Source organism: Melaminivora alkalimesophila (genome assembly GCF_000282995.1).
Classification (GTDB): domain Bacteria; phylum Pseudomonadota; class Gammaproteobacteria; order Burkholderiales; family Burkholderiaceae_C; genus Melaminivora; species Melaminivora alkalimesophila.
On record NZ_ALEE01000381.1, the window covers coordinates 15,242 to 29,820 of the forward strand.

Annotated in this window: 10 protein-coding genes and 1 pseudogene; 7 read left to right on the plus strand and 4 right to left on the minus strand. The window is 64.0% G+C overall.

What is annotated here, in order from left to right; translation table 11 throughout:
• Positions 1-218 precede the first annotated feature (218 nt).
• From A612_RS07330 to A612_RS07355, 5 genes and pseudogenes are all read left to right on the plus strand, one after another.
• Positions 219-1,127: a LysR family transcriptional regulator gene (locus A612_RS07330; protein WP_040436291.1), complete on the plus strand. Its 909-nt coding sequence runs from the start codon at positions 219-221 to the stop codon at positions 1,125-1,127.
• Between the two features lie 270 nt (positions 1,128-1,397).
• Positions 1,398-1,682 (plus strand): annotated as a pseudogene (locus A612_RS18065) (transposase); the annotation flags it as partial.
• 225 nt (positions 1,683-1,907) lie between these two features.
• The gene (locus A612_RS07345) at positions 1,908-2,708 is read left to right on the plus strand and encodes a TIGR04255 family protein (RefSeq protein WP_241209527.1); all 801 of its coding nucleotides are present in this window, start codon (positions 1,908-1,910) and stop codon (positions 2,706-2,708) included.
• Between the two features lie 14 nt (positions 2,709-2,722).
• Positions 2,723-3,367: a hypothetical protein gene (locus A612_RS07350; protein WP_040436300.1), complete on the plus strand. Its 645-nt coding sequence runs from the start codon at positions 2,723-2,725 to the stop codon at positions 3,365-3,367.
• A gap of 15 nt (positions 3,368-3,382) precedes the next feature.
• Positions 3,383-4,237, plus strand: coding sequence for a hypothetical protein (locus A612_RS07355; RefSeq protein ID WP_040436293.1), 855 nt, complete (start codon positions 3,383-3,385; stop codon positions 4,235-4,237).
• 734 nt (positions 4,238-4,971) lie between these two features.
• On the opposite strand, the gene A612_RS07360 is transcribed toward A612_RS07355, so the two are convergent.
• The 4 genes from A612_RS07360 to A612_RS07375 are packed head-to-tail and all read right to left on the minus strand — an operon-like array spanning position 4,972 to position 11,732.
• Positions 4,972-6,180, minus strand: coding sequence for a DUF3322 domain-containing protein (locus A612_RS07360; RefSeq protein ID WP_019373864.1), 1,209 nt, complete (start codon positions 6,178-6,180; stop codon positions 4,972-4,974).
• Positions 6,177-9,554, minus strand: coding sequence for an ATP-binding protein (locus A612_RS07365; RefSeq protein ID WP_019373865.1), 3,378 nt, complete (start codon positions 9,552-9,554; stop codon positions 6,177-6,179). Before A612_RS07365 ends, A612_RS07360 begins: the two co-directional genes overlap by 4 nt.
• Positions 9,551-10,225, minus strand: a complete 675-nt coding sequence (locus A612_RS07370; protein WP_040436294.1) for a DUF4194 domain-containing protein — start codon at positions 10,223-10,225, stop codon at positions 9,551-9,553. Before A612_RS07370 ends, A612_RS07365 begins: the two co-directional genes overlap by 4 nt.
• Positions 10,226-10,256: 31 nt before the next feature.
• Positions 10,257-11,732 (minus strand): DUF3375 domain-containing protein, encoded by a 1,476-nt coding sequence (locus A612_RS07375; RefSeq protein ID WP_040436295.1) that lies wholly within the window; start codon positions 11,730-11,732, stop codon positions 10,257-10,259.
• A 480-nt stretch (positions 11,733-12,212) separates the two neighbouring features.
• On the opposite strand from A612_RS07375, the gene A612_RS07380 reads away from it, so the two are divergent.
• Both A612_RS07380 and A612_RS07385 read left to right on the plus strand, forming a co-directional pair.
• Positions 12,213-13,814, plus strand: a complete 1,602-nt coding sequence (locus tag A612_RS07380) for a flavin monoamine oxidase family protein (RefSeq protein WP_019373868.1) — start codon at positions 12,213-12,215, stop codon at positions 13,812-13,814.
• Positions 13,815-13,866: 52 nt separating this feature from the next.
• A complete protein-coding gene (locus A612_RS07385) occupies positions 13,867-14,388 on the plus strand; it encodes a c-type cytochrome (protein WP_241209528.1) in 522 nt (173 codons plus the stop codon).
• Positions 14,389-14,579 lie beyond the last annotated feature (191 nt).

A 14,579-nucleotide genomic window follows, 5' to 3' on the forward strand; every position in this document is an offset into this window, starting at 1 on the left:
TGGATCAGGCGGTAGTGCAGCGTCGCGGCGATTGAGGTTCTCAGGTCTTCGGCCAGGTAGCGTTCCGCCTCAACCTCCGTAATTTTCGGATGCGATCTGCCTATCCGAATAGGCAAGCATGCGACGCCGGAACCTCTTGCCAATCATCGAAGGAGAAAGCGAGGCGCAATCCGCATGAGGTGGATGCAGGCCAGGAACGAGGCAAACAGGAGGCCGCATTGGAACTCAGACTACTGCGCTATTTCGTTGCGGTCGCGGAAGAACTGCATTTCGCGCGAGCGGCCGAGCGCCTTGGCGTAGAACAATCGCCTGTGTCGCGCGCAATGCGCAATCTCGAAGCCACGCTCGGCGTGCAGTTGTTCGACCGCAGCGCGCACCAGACGCGACTGACCTGGGCCGGTCAAGTGTTCCTCGGTGAGTGCCGGCGTGTGCTGGCCACCGTGGAGCAGGCGGTGAGTGCCGCAAAGGCGGCGGCGCAGGTCTATCAGGGTTATCTGCGCATCGCCATCTGCGACAGCTTGGCGCAGCCCCACATTGCCACCTTGCTGGCGCGCAGCCGCGAGGAAGAGCCCGAACTGGAGATTCGCGTCTTCGAGCTGCCTTTCGCGCAGCAGCTCAAGGGCCTGCACAACGATCTGCTGGACATCGGCTTTGCGCTGTCGGACGCGGTGAGCGAAGGCCTTGTCGCCGAGCCCGTGTGGACCGATCCTCTGTCGGTGATCGTGCCCGTGCGCCACCCCTTGTTGGCGCACGCGGAAGTGCCATTGGATGAAGCCTTGAAGTTTCCGTTGGTACTGTGCCATCCGGACGCGGGATCGGGCTGCCACCACCAGATCCAGGCGGTGCTTCAAGGTGCGTCCAAGCCGCTCAAGCTGGTAGATCAGGTGACGAGCCTAGGCGTGATGCTGACTCTGGTCGGTGCCGGTTATGGCCTAGGTTTCGCCATTGCCTCGCAGGTGCAGACCCTGAACCGCCCCGACATAACCGTTCGCCCCTTGGCCGGCACGCCGCCCATGCTGTCCACCTACCTGCTGCGCCGCAGCGCCGACCCCTCTGAGCCCATGAAGCGGTTTCTGCAGCGCGCCCGCGAGGAGTTCCTGCCAAAGGGAGATGAACCGGCCTCGTGACGTTGAGCGCTCGGGTACATTGGCTACTGCTGGCTGTCCATGGCTCGCACTGGACTTGCTCGGAGCGCGCGTTGACCAAGCGTGGTTTTTCAGTCCATAATTATGTCCATCTCGGTTCGCCGAGTGCGGAAAACTCGTTATCAATCAACGAGTTGGGAACACGATGATGTTCCCATCGCCCGCTCCAGCTTCCCCGCAGGGAATGCTTTGAGCCGCCCCGGCTTCAGTAGACACTTTCGAGCCTCCAACTGAGGCCCCATCGGAGGTGCCATGCGAAGCAAGCAACCCTACCCAGAAGAGTTCAAGATCGAGGCGGTCAAGCAGATCACCGAGCGAGGCCACCGGGTGGCCGACGTATCTGCCCGGATCGGCGTCAGCCAGCACAGCCTGTACAAGTGGATCAAGGTGTTCTCGGCGCCAGCTGCGCGGCGGCAGGCACAGATGTCGCAGACTGAGGAACTGGGCCGGCTCGATGACCTGTCAAGGGCGATGACCCTGGAGAAGGACGCCCTTGGCATGGAACTGGTGCGGGAATTGTTGCCACAGCGGGTGCGCAGCGTTTCCCGCAGGCAAGGGCAGCCGGCTGGGCGAACGTCGGGAGCCGGCGATGGTGGCGCGAGCGGGAGTGTCGACCCAGTGGAAGGCTTTTGACGGCGCCTTCTCCTTAGCCTGAGCCCGCGCCCCCCTGATCCAGCCGCATTGAGCAATGCTCCCTGGCATGGATGTCAACCATGGTGTAAACTGGCAACTGAGGTGTCAACTGAGAAGATGGAGCGGCCTGTGAGCGAACGAATGTCCAATGCGCCGGTGTACTACGCCCTGGCACAGGCGCATTTCAATCCGGTGGCGGCCATGGTCAAGTACGTCGACCAAATACAAGATCGGCTGCGTCGTGAAGGGTACCCCTTGTTCGAGCCGCAGCAGGTCACTCACTTGGTCGTGTCCGGGCCAGGCCAGGCACAACAAGCCGAACCAAAGATCCAGCAAACGGTATCCTGGTTCCTGACCAGGAGCGATCGATCTGCGGGCTTCATCCTGTCCTCTTCGACAATCACGTTTCATACGACGCATTACGACACCCACAAGACATTCATTCCGGAATTACTGCGGGGGTTGGATGCCGTGCATGAGGCGGTCAGCCTTGACCACGTGGGGCGGCTTGGGTTGCGCTACCTGGATGCGGTGGTGCCGGAAGACGGGGAGTCCGTCGAACAGTACCTTGTCGGTGGCGTCCATGGGGTGGAATTCGACGCGGTTCGCCGGCACGCAATGAGTGAATCCGTATTCACGACCGATGTTGGTCCACTCGTTCCCGGCGGAACCTTGGTTGCAAGGGTATACAGGGCAACGGCGCAGCTTGGTTTTCCTCCCGACATGTTGCCGAACGGGCTGGCATTGAATCCGCGTTTCGCCATGACCGCGCCACGCGAGCATGGTGTGCTCGATACCGACCATTTTTGCGAAGGTCGCATGCCTATCGACCTCGGCAAGCTCGAAGAACAACTGCGCTCGTTACATGCCCCGATCAAGTCCGTGTTCGAGGCGACCACCACGGACCATGCGCGCCGGGCATGGGCGTAGCACTGGAGACCCGCATGTACACCGAGACGTTCCCAACAATCAGGACTTCGCCGTCGATCGTACCCGTTCGGGTCGCGGCCACGGCCGCCTTCGCCCTGATAGGGATCACGCAGTTGGTTGGCGGTACTGGCAGCGTGTTCGATGTGACCCGGGCGGGGGAATGGCGCAGGCTGGTGGAGGCGCGGACTCCCATTCACGTCGAAATCGAGGTGGATGGCGAGGAGGCAGCTCGTCCTGATCTGCGAAGCGCTTCGGAGCATCTGGCCAACATCCGTCAGGTGCTCAATCCACCAATTGCTGATCTCGCCGGGACCTTTGGTGTTTCCCGGCAAGCGATATACAAATGGCTGGGAGGAGAGTCGACGCCAGAAGCGGACAACTTCGCTCGGATACAGACACTCAGCCAAGTGGCCGACGCCTTTCGCGAAGCAGGCGTCAAACGGGCGCCAATGTTGCTGAAGATGAAGGCGTTTGACGGCAGGTCTCTCCTGGATCTCATCGCTGCAGACCAGACCGTTATGGAGCATGTCCAAACGTTGATCTCAGAGGCTCAGGCCATGGATGCGGCATACGAAAGGTCGGGACTGGCCAAGAGCAAGGCCGCGCCAACGGATGATTGGCGTTCCGCTGCTTCCATTCCTGGCTATCCCGAGCAGTGATTCGGGGATCGCGCGATGCTGGACCGGGATACGGCATGGCGGCAGGGAGATTTGCTGACCAGCGATGGATCGCTGCAACTGGGATTGGTCGAGTCGCTGGAGGATGGCCGCTTTGCTGTCGTGATCTCCCACGACTGTGACATTCCTCACCCGCACGAACCCTGTATTGAGGTCATCTTGGCGGACGTGATCGGTGATGCCCGTGAGGATCCGCAACTGTCCCATGCCAAGAACCCCCGGCGGCTGCATCTTGCGTATGACAAAGCGGATGGAGGCTCGATGGTGCTGGAGTTGCGGCATGCAGAGAAGAGGTCCATCCCGAGAGTCGAGTTTGGCCAGAGTGCGTCTCGGTTTCTTGAGGTGTCGCTTTCAGATGAATCGAAGCGCACCCTGAAGCAATGGCTGGCGGCACGCTATGGCCGGCCCGCGTTTCCAAACGCCTTCGAGAACCGGCTTGCGAAGCGTGTCGGCAAGAGAGACGTCAAGAGCCGGATCGCCCGCATCCTCGCTCCCGAAGCCCGACATTTGGTGGGATTGTTCTTCGATCTGGGTGAGCAGCGGGGCATCGAGGCTTCTGATGGTGAACCCTATGCGCTGTCCATATCGGTGGCTTATGACGCCATCGAGGGTGGGCCAAGCGCACGTGAGTCCGCCGAGAGCGTAGTGCGACAATTGCGAGAGCTTTTCATCGAAGCGTACGGCCCTCCCGATGTGGCAACGGAAATCGCCCTCGACGCCTGCGAGCCAGTCCCGGATACGCACATGACCCTCGCCGACCTTCGGCGCGTGGATCAATGGCGACTTGAGTACCTCAGCCTGCATGGCGATGAACATGGCGGCTTCCTGCCGGACGGCGTTGCCCCTGCGTGAGACGTGAGGTGGCTGGATGAACCTGGGATTGGCTGGTGGGGGCTCTTGCATCCGGCACAGGGCAGCGTCTGACGGCTCTGGATAGGCCACTGCGGCAGCAGCGGGCAAGCCGGGTTGCCGAGGGCTCGCTACAGCTACATCATCTGGCCTGATTCCGTAGCGCCAACGGAATAAGCCCGTTATCAATCAACGATTTGAGTGCGGCGTGATGTTCCCATCGCCCGCTCCAGAAATTTCCTTGCAAATCAAAGACTTGCAGAGATTTCTCTCAGTCTCGGGGATATTTCTGGGATAAACCGCATGGCGTCAGTTGTTTTTGCCACCCCACAGACGCACAGCCTGCTCCTTGAGCCCCAGCCCGCCTGACGCGCCCGCCAGCGGCGCATCGACGGGGGCCCGGCACGCATGCAGCGCTGCCACCAGCTGCAGCTCGTAGCCACCAGCACGCACACCGGGCGCTGGAGCCGCCGGCTGGGCGGGGGGGCTGGCCGTGCTTGGCGTGGATACCTGCGCGGTTCAGTCCGTGGCGTGAGGGCTGGCTGTCCCAGTGATCCCCAGGGGATAGGCCTGCCGCAGGAGGTGCCGGTTATTCCCAGGACGCCTCGGGGCATGGGTCGCGCCGCCAACGGGCAGTCTCCTGGCGGGCCTGCGCCAGCGGCTCGACCCACTGCTCGCCCCGGTGAATCTGCTCTTCTTCATGTCCGTTCTTCCTGGAAGACGGACTCCACCAACCTTCAGGTGGCACACCCTACGGGATGCAGGTCAGTGGCCAACGCCGCGCATAGCCATTGGTAGCCGATGCGTTCCTGTTCCAGCCGCAGCCGTGGCCGGATTCGGTCATTGCGCAGGTCGTCATAGAGAGCGGCCTCCTCGTTGTCCAACCGAGACAAGGGCGACGTATGGCGTTTGTCGAGCGGCTCCTCGCCCCATTGAAGCACATGGGCCATCAGGGTGGAACGGTCCATGAGGAACGAAGCGGCCAGCGGGAAATACTTGCGCAGGCTGTCCAAAATGGCAAAGCCATGGGTATCGATGTCTCCCCAGTAGTGCAGACAGGCGCGATGCAGCCAGTGGGCTCGGGCGAGCGCTGCCCATCCATAGCCCGCACCGAACACGACGATGGCCCCGGAGACCGGCGGAAACGCCAGGAAATTCACCTCGTTTTCGGTGATGAAAACACGCTGCGCAGGCAAGGTGAGCATGGCGAAGCTGTCCTCATCCAGGGTGATGTCGGTCAGTCCCGTGCAACCGGGAAGCGCGAGCAGTTGCGGATCGAGCAAGCGCAGGCGGATGCGAACGGGCTTGCTGAGAAAGCCGTAGCGACGGGCAAACCCCGCCACCCCGGTCGCAGCGTGGTCGATGGCTTCCTGCGGCAAGGCCAGATCCAGCCACTGAGCCAGCGTGCCGCGATGGGCTTCGATGAATTTGCTGTCCACTCCCGGCGCATCGACCTGCCGAAGGTAGACGCCAGGGCGCGGATGCGCCTGCACCCAGGCCACCACGGCCAGCAGGCGCGGCCAGTGTTCGGCCAGCGACAAGGTCTGCAGCGGTGATTTGTGCAGCCACGGCAACAGTGCGGGTTGCGCTTGAGCAGTTTGTTGCCAGAGCGCCTGGAACCGGCGGGCCTCACTGGTCTTGCCGATCATCGCCAGTGTGTCTTGCAGCGTATCGATCCAGATGGTGTCCGGCAAGCGCTGCCGTCCCTGCACCCGGTGCGTCCACTCGCGCCACTCGATGCGCACGCGCGGCATGGCGCTGATCTCCCGCACCCAGTCGCGCACGGCATCGAAACGGTTGCTGAGATCGGCGGCGGACGGAGATTTCAGCGACAGCCGCAATGGCCAGCCCCGCGCGCCGTCGCCGACCACGGCACGCAGCAGTTCGCCGCGCTGCCACAAGCGTTCGACCTGCGTGCGAAGGTCGGCGGGCTGGCTCCAGGTCATGCAACGCCTCTCGTGGCGGCAGCCTTCTGTGCCCGGTATTCCTCAATGCTCAGGCTGCGCAGGCGCGACTCGCGGCCGCCTTCGTTGTGCACGAAACCGACGCTGGACACATAGGGCTCGATGATGTGGATCTTCTGCAGCGGCGTGATGATCAGCAGTTGCAGGTTGAGCTGGCGAAACAGTTCCAGCCCGTACTGGGCCGATTCGTCCGAGCCGCGTCCGAAGGCTTCATCGATCACGACGAAGCGAAACGAGCGCGAGCGCACCGCCCCCCATTCCAGGCCGAACTGGTAGGCCAGGCTGGCGGCCAGCACGGTATAGGCCAGCTTCTCCTTTTGCCCGCCGGACTTGCCGCCCGAGTCGGAATAGTGTTCGTGCTCGGCATCGTCTTCGCGCCAGCGCTCGCTGGCGGAAAACAGGAAGCCGTTGCGCACGTCGGTCACCTTCTGCATCCAGCGTCGGTCGATCTCGGCCAGGCCCTCACGCCCCCGGAAACGGTCGATGATGGCCTTGACCTGCAGGAACTTGGCCTCGGAATACTGTTCGTCTTCCGAGCCACTCAGCGCGCCTTCGGTGCAGGCACGCAGATCCTGCAGGAAGGCCCGGATCTCCGCATCGGGGCTGGGCTGCGCCAGCAACCGGATGTAGCGTCCGGGGTTGTAGTCGATCACCTGCAAGGATTGGTTGATGACATTGACCCGCTCCTTGATCGTTTCCCGCTCGCGCGCGAGTTGGGCGTTGAAGTTGGCGATCTCGTTGATGGTATTGACGTTGAGCAGTTCCTTGAAACGCGCTTCGAAGCGCGGCAGGTCGTCGTGCTGCAGATCCTTCATCAAGCGCTCGAACTCGGGCAGCGCGGCCAGGCTGATGTCCATCTCGGCGGTCTCTGCCTTGAAGGTCTCCTTGAAACCGCGCATGGCGTTGATGATGCGTTCGGTCAGGCGTGTCAGACGCTTGTCTTCGGCATCGATGCGCGCCTGCAAGCCGTTGCGCACGTCCTGTTCGCGGTTGTCGCAGGATTCCACCGAAAGCTGGTGGTCGCCCAGGATTTCGGCGCGCCAGCCTTCAAGCGGTTGCAGCAACACGTCGTCGAGTGCGGCTTGCGCTTGGATTTCGAGAGCCTGCACATGCTGTGCCTTGGCGGTGTCGTGCTTGTTGCGGATCTCTCCGCGTTTGCCCTGTGCCTCGCCAAGGTCGCTTTCGATCTTCTGCAGGCGCTCGACGACCTGGGCGAGTTGGTTTTCCAGTTCCCGCAAGGTATCGGAGGCCGCCTTGAGGCGATCGCGCTCATCGGTCAGCCGAGCAATCTCGCGCGCCGGCGCTTGCCAGTCGATCTCGCTGTAGCGGGTGAAGACTTCGAGCTTGGCCAAGGCCTCCAGCTGCGCCTGGCATTGCCCGCGCAAGCGCTGCGTGTCGGCAATGCGCAGACCGATGGCGCCCAGCCGCCGCTCCAGGTCCGTGCGCTCGTCACGCAAGGTGCGCAGCTTGTCGGCGTTGCTCCAGCCCAGCACGTAGCGACTGCGATCGTCGATGCGGCGGCGGTCGTCCTTTTCGTGGCGTCCGCTCGGGTCCTTGATCTGTCCAGCGCGGGTGATGGCCCGGGTCTCACGGCGGAACTGCTCGGTGTCGTCGCAACAGGCCAGGTCGAAGCGGTGGTGCAGCTCGCGTTCAAGCCAGTCGTAGTGCGGCGTGTCGGGCTTGATGAGCAGCTTGCGCACCAGCGATTGGGGGTGCAGGTTGAAGGCCTGCGTGGGTCTGCGCGCACGCACGTGGAAGTACACCAGTCGGGCGCCCAGGTGCTGGCGCTCCACCCAATCGGCCACGTCCTTGTAGTGCCCATCTGGCACCAGCAGGGACAGGCCGAAGCCATGCAGCAGGCGTTCGGCCGCGCCCTCCCAGTCGCGTTCGTCCTCGCGCACCTGGATCAGTTCACCGGCAAAGGGCAGGTCTTCCTCTGCGATGGACAGGGCGGCGCACAAGGCGTCCCGGATGCGCACCTGGGCCGCATCGATATTGCTCTTGCGGCGCGCAAGGCTGTCGATCTCGTCACTGAGCGCTTTGTGTTCTTCCTGGCCCCGCCGCAGCGCATAGCCGGCCTCGTTGATCCGCGTATCATGGTCCGCAATGCTTGCGCGCAGCGCTTCGGCGTGTGCTCCGATGGTGGATCTTTGTGCCATGAAAGCAGCTTCGTCTTCCGGCGCTGCTTCGCCAATGCGCGTCAATAGCGTGGTGTAGGCGTCCGCTTTCTCCTGCCGTCGCTGTTTCTCTGCCTCCTGCTGCTGAATGGCGGCAGCGAGCTGTTGAAGTCGGTCGCCACCGTTCTCGCGCAGTGCGCCTTCGAGCTTCCCTTGCTCGATCCGGGCGTTGTCTCGCTGCTCTCCCAGTTGTTTGATGCGGGCATCCCAGTGCGCCGCATCCTGGGTCAACAATTCCAGGCGCCTCTCCAGCAATGCTGCCTTCAAGCCGGCGAAGTATGGGCGCAGTGCATCGCGTCCTTCGCGCAGCGCCTGGATCTCGGCAGCTATCTGCCCGTGGCGACGGCCATCCTCCACCAGCGGCGTCAACAGCTCGATCTGGCGCTTGGCCTTGAGTACCGACTGGTGGGCGCGATCGAGGTCATCGAAATGGCCGAGCAGTGCCTCGACTCGGCTGCCCACGTCGAACGGTTCGAGCATGTGGCTGCGCACGAAGTCGGTCAGGTTGCCAACCGATTTCATGGAAACCGTCTGATGGAACAGTTCCAGCGCCTGCTCGTGCTCGATGCCGAAGCGGCGGCGGAACCAGGCGCCGTAGGGCGGGAAGCTGTCGTTCAGTTCGCAGCCCATCGCGCGCAACTTCTTGCGCAGGCCGTTGATGTCGCTGCCGAATCCGGAAAAGTGCTCGGTGATGGACAGTTCCCGCTCTACAGTCACGAACAAGCGCGCGGGCTGGCCCTGTGGTTCGCGAAACCAGAAGACTTGCGCCAACGTGACCGCCTGGCCGTAGCCTTCGTTGCGGAAGACACCCAGGATCACGCTGTAGCTGGTGGTGTCGCGCAGCGCCACCGGGCGAGCGCTGCCGGTGGCTTCGTTGCGTTCGCTCTTGTAGTGGCCCAGCACGTAGGATCGCAATGATCGCTCACGCGTTTCGGCGCCCGCGGCCTTGTTGTAGGCGATGCGCTGCGCTGGCACCAGCAGCGTGGTGACGGCATCGACCAGGGTGGATTTGCCCGAACCGATGTCGCCGGTCAGCAGGCTGTTGCGCCCATCGAGTTCATAGCGCCAGACGCGCCGGTCGAATGTGCCCCAGTTCAGGACTTCCAGCCGCTGCAGGCGAAAGCCGACGCGGCTGTCGTCGGCCACGAAATCGAGCTGCTGTGGCGAAAAATCGTTCATCGGCCGGCTTCCTTGTCGCGATCGCCACCTGACAACGCGGTGCGATAACCCTCCAGGCGCGCATCGAAGTCGGCCAGCCACTGCGCATCGACGAACGCCTTGAGGATGCGCCGCACCTCGTAGCGGGGTGCCTGCTGACTTGCACCGGCAGCGGGCTTGAGCTTGCGCAGATAGCCCAGTTCCACCACCTTGGTGATGGTCGAATCGACCTGGTCGATGAGGCGCGCCTCGTTGGTGCCGTCCGGCAGGAACACGCGCATCAGTTCGGCGATCTCCTCGCGCGACAGCACCAGCCGGGTATCGCCGCCGCCGGCGTCGGATTCGGCCAGGCGCTTGCGCAGCAAGGCCAGCATCAGGCTGACCGGATAGGACAGCGGCCGTCGTGCGATCAGGCGTGGCAGGCGAGGTGTGGCGTCCGCATGCTCCGGCTCCGGCTGGCTTTTGAGGAAGGCGTAGCCCTCGGCTTCGTCCAGCACCAGATCCAGCAACAACACCGCCGCCTGCTCCCGTACACGCGCCTGCAGGTTCAGCAGACTGGCCCATAGGCGCTCGTCGTCCTGGCGGTACAACACGCCTTTGAGCAAATGCACCATCAGTTGCGAGAGTTCCGCTACCACGGGCGGGCGCGATTCGGCACTGCCTTCTGGATCATCCTGATGCATATCGTTCATGGGTCTTTGCTCTGTCCGTCGCAGCTTGCATTCAGCGCGTAAAGATCACGCGCGGCATTCGCGCCCGCCGTCGTACCGTCGAGCCATCGCTGTCCTGCATGGCCCATTCGACGATCTCCTGCGCATCGTCATCCACCGTGGCCCTGAGGCCATCCAGCCCGCGGTTTCCCGCGTGGGCCAGTTCCAGCCAGGTGACCAGTTCGGCCAATCCCTGTTGCAGCGGCTGAGTCTCCAGCAACGCGCGCAAGCTGATCTGCGACTGTTGCCGCAATGCCTGCCGCAGGGCCTCACGCAAGCGGGCCTTGTCCACGACGTGCTGGTCGAACAGGCGTGCGGTGTCGATGTCGTCGTCCTCGCCGGATTCAAGTATCAGTTCCGCCAGGCGTGGCTTGGCATGGAGCGCAAACAGGGGGCGTTCCTGCGGCAAGGCGATGTCCGCGCCCATCTCGTCGAGGAGCATCACTTCGCCGGCCGGTGGCGTGTCGCGCAATGCAAGCGCCTTGATCTCGATGCTGCGCAACAGTTCGAGGATGCGACGGTTTTCCTGGAAGGCCCGGTCATCCAGGAAGCGGCGCAGTTGCTGCGACAACTGCGCCACCGTGCGTTGGGTATGTTCGCCCGCTTCCAGCCAATCGTGGTGCACCCGGCGGGTGCGTGGCTCCGGCTTGAGCGCAGCCACGGCGGGCAGGTCGAGGATCTGGTCGAGCCGTGTGGACAGTTCTTCCTGGCGGCGGCTGGACATCAGGAAATCCCAGAACGCACGGAAGCTGCGCCCCTGGTCGGAATCTCCGATGGCATCGCGCTCGCCCATGACTTCGTCGAGCAAAGCCCCCTTGCTGCCGTCCCACAACGCGATTTTCTCGCGGACGCTGCGGTCGAGCTGGCGGAAGTTGTGTTCCACCTGGCGGAAATCGCTCAACAGCTCGCGCGCCAGCTGCTGGAATTGCAGGAAGCGATCCTTAATGGCCGTGTCGTCCATGAGCGGCACGTCACCGGACAGGACGCGGCCGATTTCGGCGTCGATCTCGTTTCGCTTGCGACGCAGTTCCTCCAGGCGCCTGGCTGGATCGGCCTCGCTTCCGGTGCTGATCTGCTCCAGCAGCGCGAACAAGGTCAGCAGGCGCGATTCCGTGCCGACGAAAGGCCGCTCGGTCAGCGACGCCAGCCAGGCGATGGCCTTTTCCGTGGCAGGAGTGAGATCGAACTGGGCCTCGTCGGTGCCAGGCTTGTAGAACTTGCGCAGCCAGCCCTTGTCCGGCGCGCACCAGTCATTCAGGTATTCGGTTGCAGCTTTTGGATACGCCTCGGCACCGAGCTGTTCGCGCAGGGCAAACAACTCGTCTTCCAGCATTTCGGCCAGATTCGCTTCGCTTATCAGCCGCACGTTCGGTGCAACGAATACCCGATACAGGAAGCTTGCCACCAATGGGGCATGGGGCGAGGCCAGCAATCGCCATGCGGGATGCCGATCGCGGTATGCAGTGAGGGTGAAGTGGTCGAGCGCCATGATGGGCTGCCTGTTCGGGCCTTATACACTAAACGATAGATAGAACGAAACGCGTCTGTCTGGGGTGCGCGTTGATGACGGGTTGTGGATGTCAGCAGACCAATGCGGACAGAATCCGTGTGCCGACTCGGCACGCCCGGCACACAATCCGGTCCGATTCCGTGGCGCCAACGGAACAAGTCCGTTACCAATCAACGATCCGAGTGCGGCGTGCTGTTCCCATTGCCCGCTCCGGCCTCCCCGCAGGGAACGCCTTGAGGATGGCCTTCAGGCCTTGCGCTGCGGAGGGCCGCTGGACCTCCTCTTCAGGCCTCGTCCAAGGCCTTCTCCTACACCCCCCTAGCCTCACCACCGACCCCGACGCCAGGTTCGGCTTCCAGAATGCACCGCAAGGAAAGCAGTGCCTGGCCGTTGCGCCTTCCCCCTCCTGCTTTCGTTTCCGCCCAGCCGTCCACGGCGGCCCTCGACAGGAGAAGAAGAATGCGCTTGCAACCCCGCGAGATGAGCCGTCGCAACCTGCTGTCCATGATCGGCAAGGCGGCCGGTGGCGGCCTCATGTACCAGGCCATGGCGACGCTCGGCCACGCCCAGGAATCGAGCTACCGCGGCCCGCTGAAACTGGACCGGGCCAAGCGCGGGGGCACCGTGCTGGTCCTGGGAGCGGGCCTTGCCGGCATGACGGCGGCTTATGAGCTGCGCGCGGCCGGCTACACGGTGCAGATCCTCGAATACCAGGAGCGCGCCGGCGGCCGCTGCTGGACGCTGCGCGGCGGCGACTCCGTCACCGAACTCGACGGCACGCGCCAGACCTGCGAATTCGACCAGGGGCTCTACATCAACCCCGGCCCCTGGCGCATCCCCTACCACCACTACGCCCTGCTGGACTACTGCAAGCGCTTCGGCGTACAGCTCGAATCCTTCGTGCAGGTCAACTACAACGCTCTGGTGCACTCCACCAAGGCCTTCGGCGGCAAGCCGCAAAGGTTTCGCCACATCCAGGCGGACGTGCACGGCTACGTGGCCGAATTGCTGAGCAAGGCGACCAACCAGGGCGCGCTGGACCAGGCCGTCACGCAGGAAGACCGGGAGCTGCTGCTGGAGGGGTTGCGCGCGTGGGGCGGGCTGGACTCGCAATACCGCTACCGCGAGAGCCACGCCGCCAGCGAGATCCGCGGCTTCGACAGCGACCCGGCCGGGGGCCTCATGCCGCTGGCCAAGCCCTCCAAGCCGATCGGCATGCACGAGTTGCTGGAGTCGCGCCTGTGGTCGCAGATCAACATCGGCCAGCTCTACGAGTTCCAGACGGCGATCTTCGAGCCCGCCGGCGGCATGGACATGATCGCCAAGGCCTTCGAGCGCGAGGTCGGCACGCTGATCCGCTACAACAGCAAGGTGACGCGGATCGAGCAGTCGGCCAAAGGCGTCACCGTCAGCTTCGTCGATGCCAAGGGAACAGGCGCCGGCGCGCCGCAGCAGCTCAAGGCCGATTGGTGCGTGTGCACCATCCCGCTGTCGATCCTCAGCCAGATCGACATCCAGGTGGGCGAGCCCATGAAACAGGCCATCGCGGCCGTGCCCTACGGCGCCTCGTTCAAGGTGGGGCTGCAGTTCAAGCGCCGCTTCTGGGAAGAAGACGAGGCCATCTTCGGCGGTATCAGCTACACCGACCTGCCCATCGAGCAGATCTCCTACCCCTCCAACAACTTCAATACCCGCGGCCCGGGCGTGCTGCTCGGCGGCTACGCCTTCGATGACACGCACGCCTACGAATTCACCGCGCTGCCGCCGCGGGAGCGCATCCGCGCGGCCGTGGAGTTTGGCGCGCAGCTGCATCCCCAATACCGCAAGGAGTTCCAGAACGGCGTGAGCGTGGGCTGGCACCGCATTCCCTGGGTCAATGGCTGTTTCGGCATCTGGTCCGACGAGGCTCGCAAGCAGCACTACCGCAACCTGTGCGAGATCGATGGCCGCATTGTGCTGGCGGGGGAACACGCTTCCTACATCCCGGCCTGGCAGGAGGGTGCGGTGCTGTCCGCGCTGGACGCGGTCAAGCGGCTGCACACCCGGGCCCAGGCAAGCTGACGCGGCCGCTGCAAGGCCGCGCCTTCAAGACAACGGAACAAGGAAACGCACCATGAGCACCTCCCGCCTTCCCTGGACCGCAGCAGGAGCGGCCCTGTTGGTGGCCTGTATGGGCGCAGGCGCCCAGCAGCCCACACCCGGGCAGGCCGCCGACACGGCTGTGCAGCCGCGCAAGAGCGGGCCGATGAGCAAGCGCGACTCGCCCCAGGCCGCCCGCCCCGCCGGCTTCAAGCCCTACTTCTCGACCGACTCGGAGCGCTTCGTGCAACAGGGCGGCGAGCGCCTGTACCGCTCGATCTGCCAGGGTTGCCACATGCCGGAGGGCCAGGGGGCAAAGGGCGCGGGCTTCTACCCTGCGCTGGCCCAAAATGCACGCCTGGCGGCCGGGCCTTACCCGGTGTACGTGGTGCTGCAGGGCCTGCACGGCATGCCGCCCTTCGGCGAGCGCCTGGATGACCAGCAGGTCGCCGATGTCGTCAACTACATCCGCACGCACTTCGGCAACGACTATCGGGACGCCATCACCCCTGAAATGGTGCGCGGGCAGCGCCCTGCCGAGCCCGGCCCGCGGTGAGCCTGCGCCGGCCCTGTCTCGCTCCCGCACCGCTGTGTTGGGGCGCTTTCTCCAGGAACCCCTCCATGAACACCTCCCTGCCCTCCTCATCCTGCCCGGCCGCCTTCCGCGCGGCGCCGCGGCCCAGGCTGGCACTGCCGGCCGCCGCCCTGTTGCTGGCCACCCTGGTGGGCTGCGCGGCGCCGCCGGCC

Coding starts and splice junctions, on each gene's coding strand:
- A612_RS07380 (WP_019373868.1), top strand. CDS start 12,213: ATGCGCTTGCAACCCCGCGAGATGAGCCGTCGCAACCTGCTGTCCATG.
- A612_RS07350 (WP_040436300.1), top strand. CDS start 2,723: ATGTACACCGAGACGTTCCCAACAATCAGGACTTCGCCGTCGATCGTA.
- A612_RS07375 (WP_040436295.1), bottom strand. CDS start 11,732: ATGGCGCTCGACCACTTCACCCTCACTGCATACCGCGATCGGCATCCC.
- A612_RS07365 (WP_019373865.1), bottom strand. CDS start 9,554: ATGAACGATTTTTCGCCACAGCAGCTCGATTTCGTGGCCGACGACAGC.
- A612_RS07360 (WP_019373864.1), bottom strand. CDS start 6,180: ATGACCTGGAGCCAGCCCGCCGACCTTCGCACGCAGGTCGAACGCTTG.
- A612_RS07385 (WP_241209528.1), top strand. CDS start 13,867: ATGAGCACCTCCCGCCTTCCCTGGACCGCAGCAGGAGCGGCCCTGTTG.
- A612_RS07370 (WP_040436294.1), bottom strand. CDS start 10,225: ATGAACGATATGCATCAGGATGATCCAGAAGGCAGTGCCGAATCGCGC.
- A612_RS07355 (WP_040436293.1), top strand. CDS start 3,383: ATGCTGGACCGGGATACGGCATGGCGGCAGGGAGATTTGCTGACCAGC.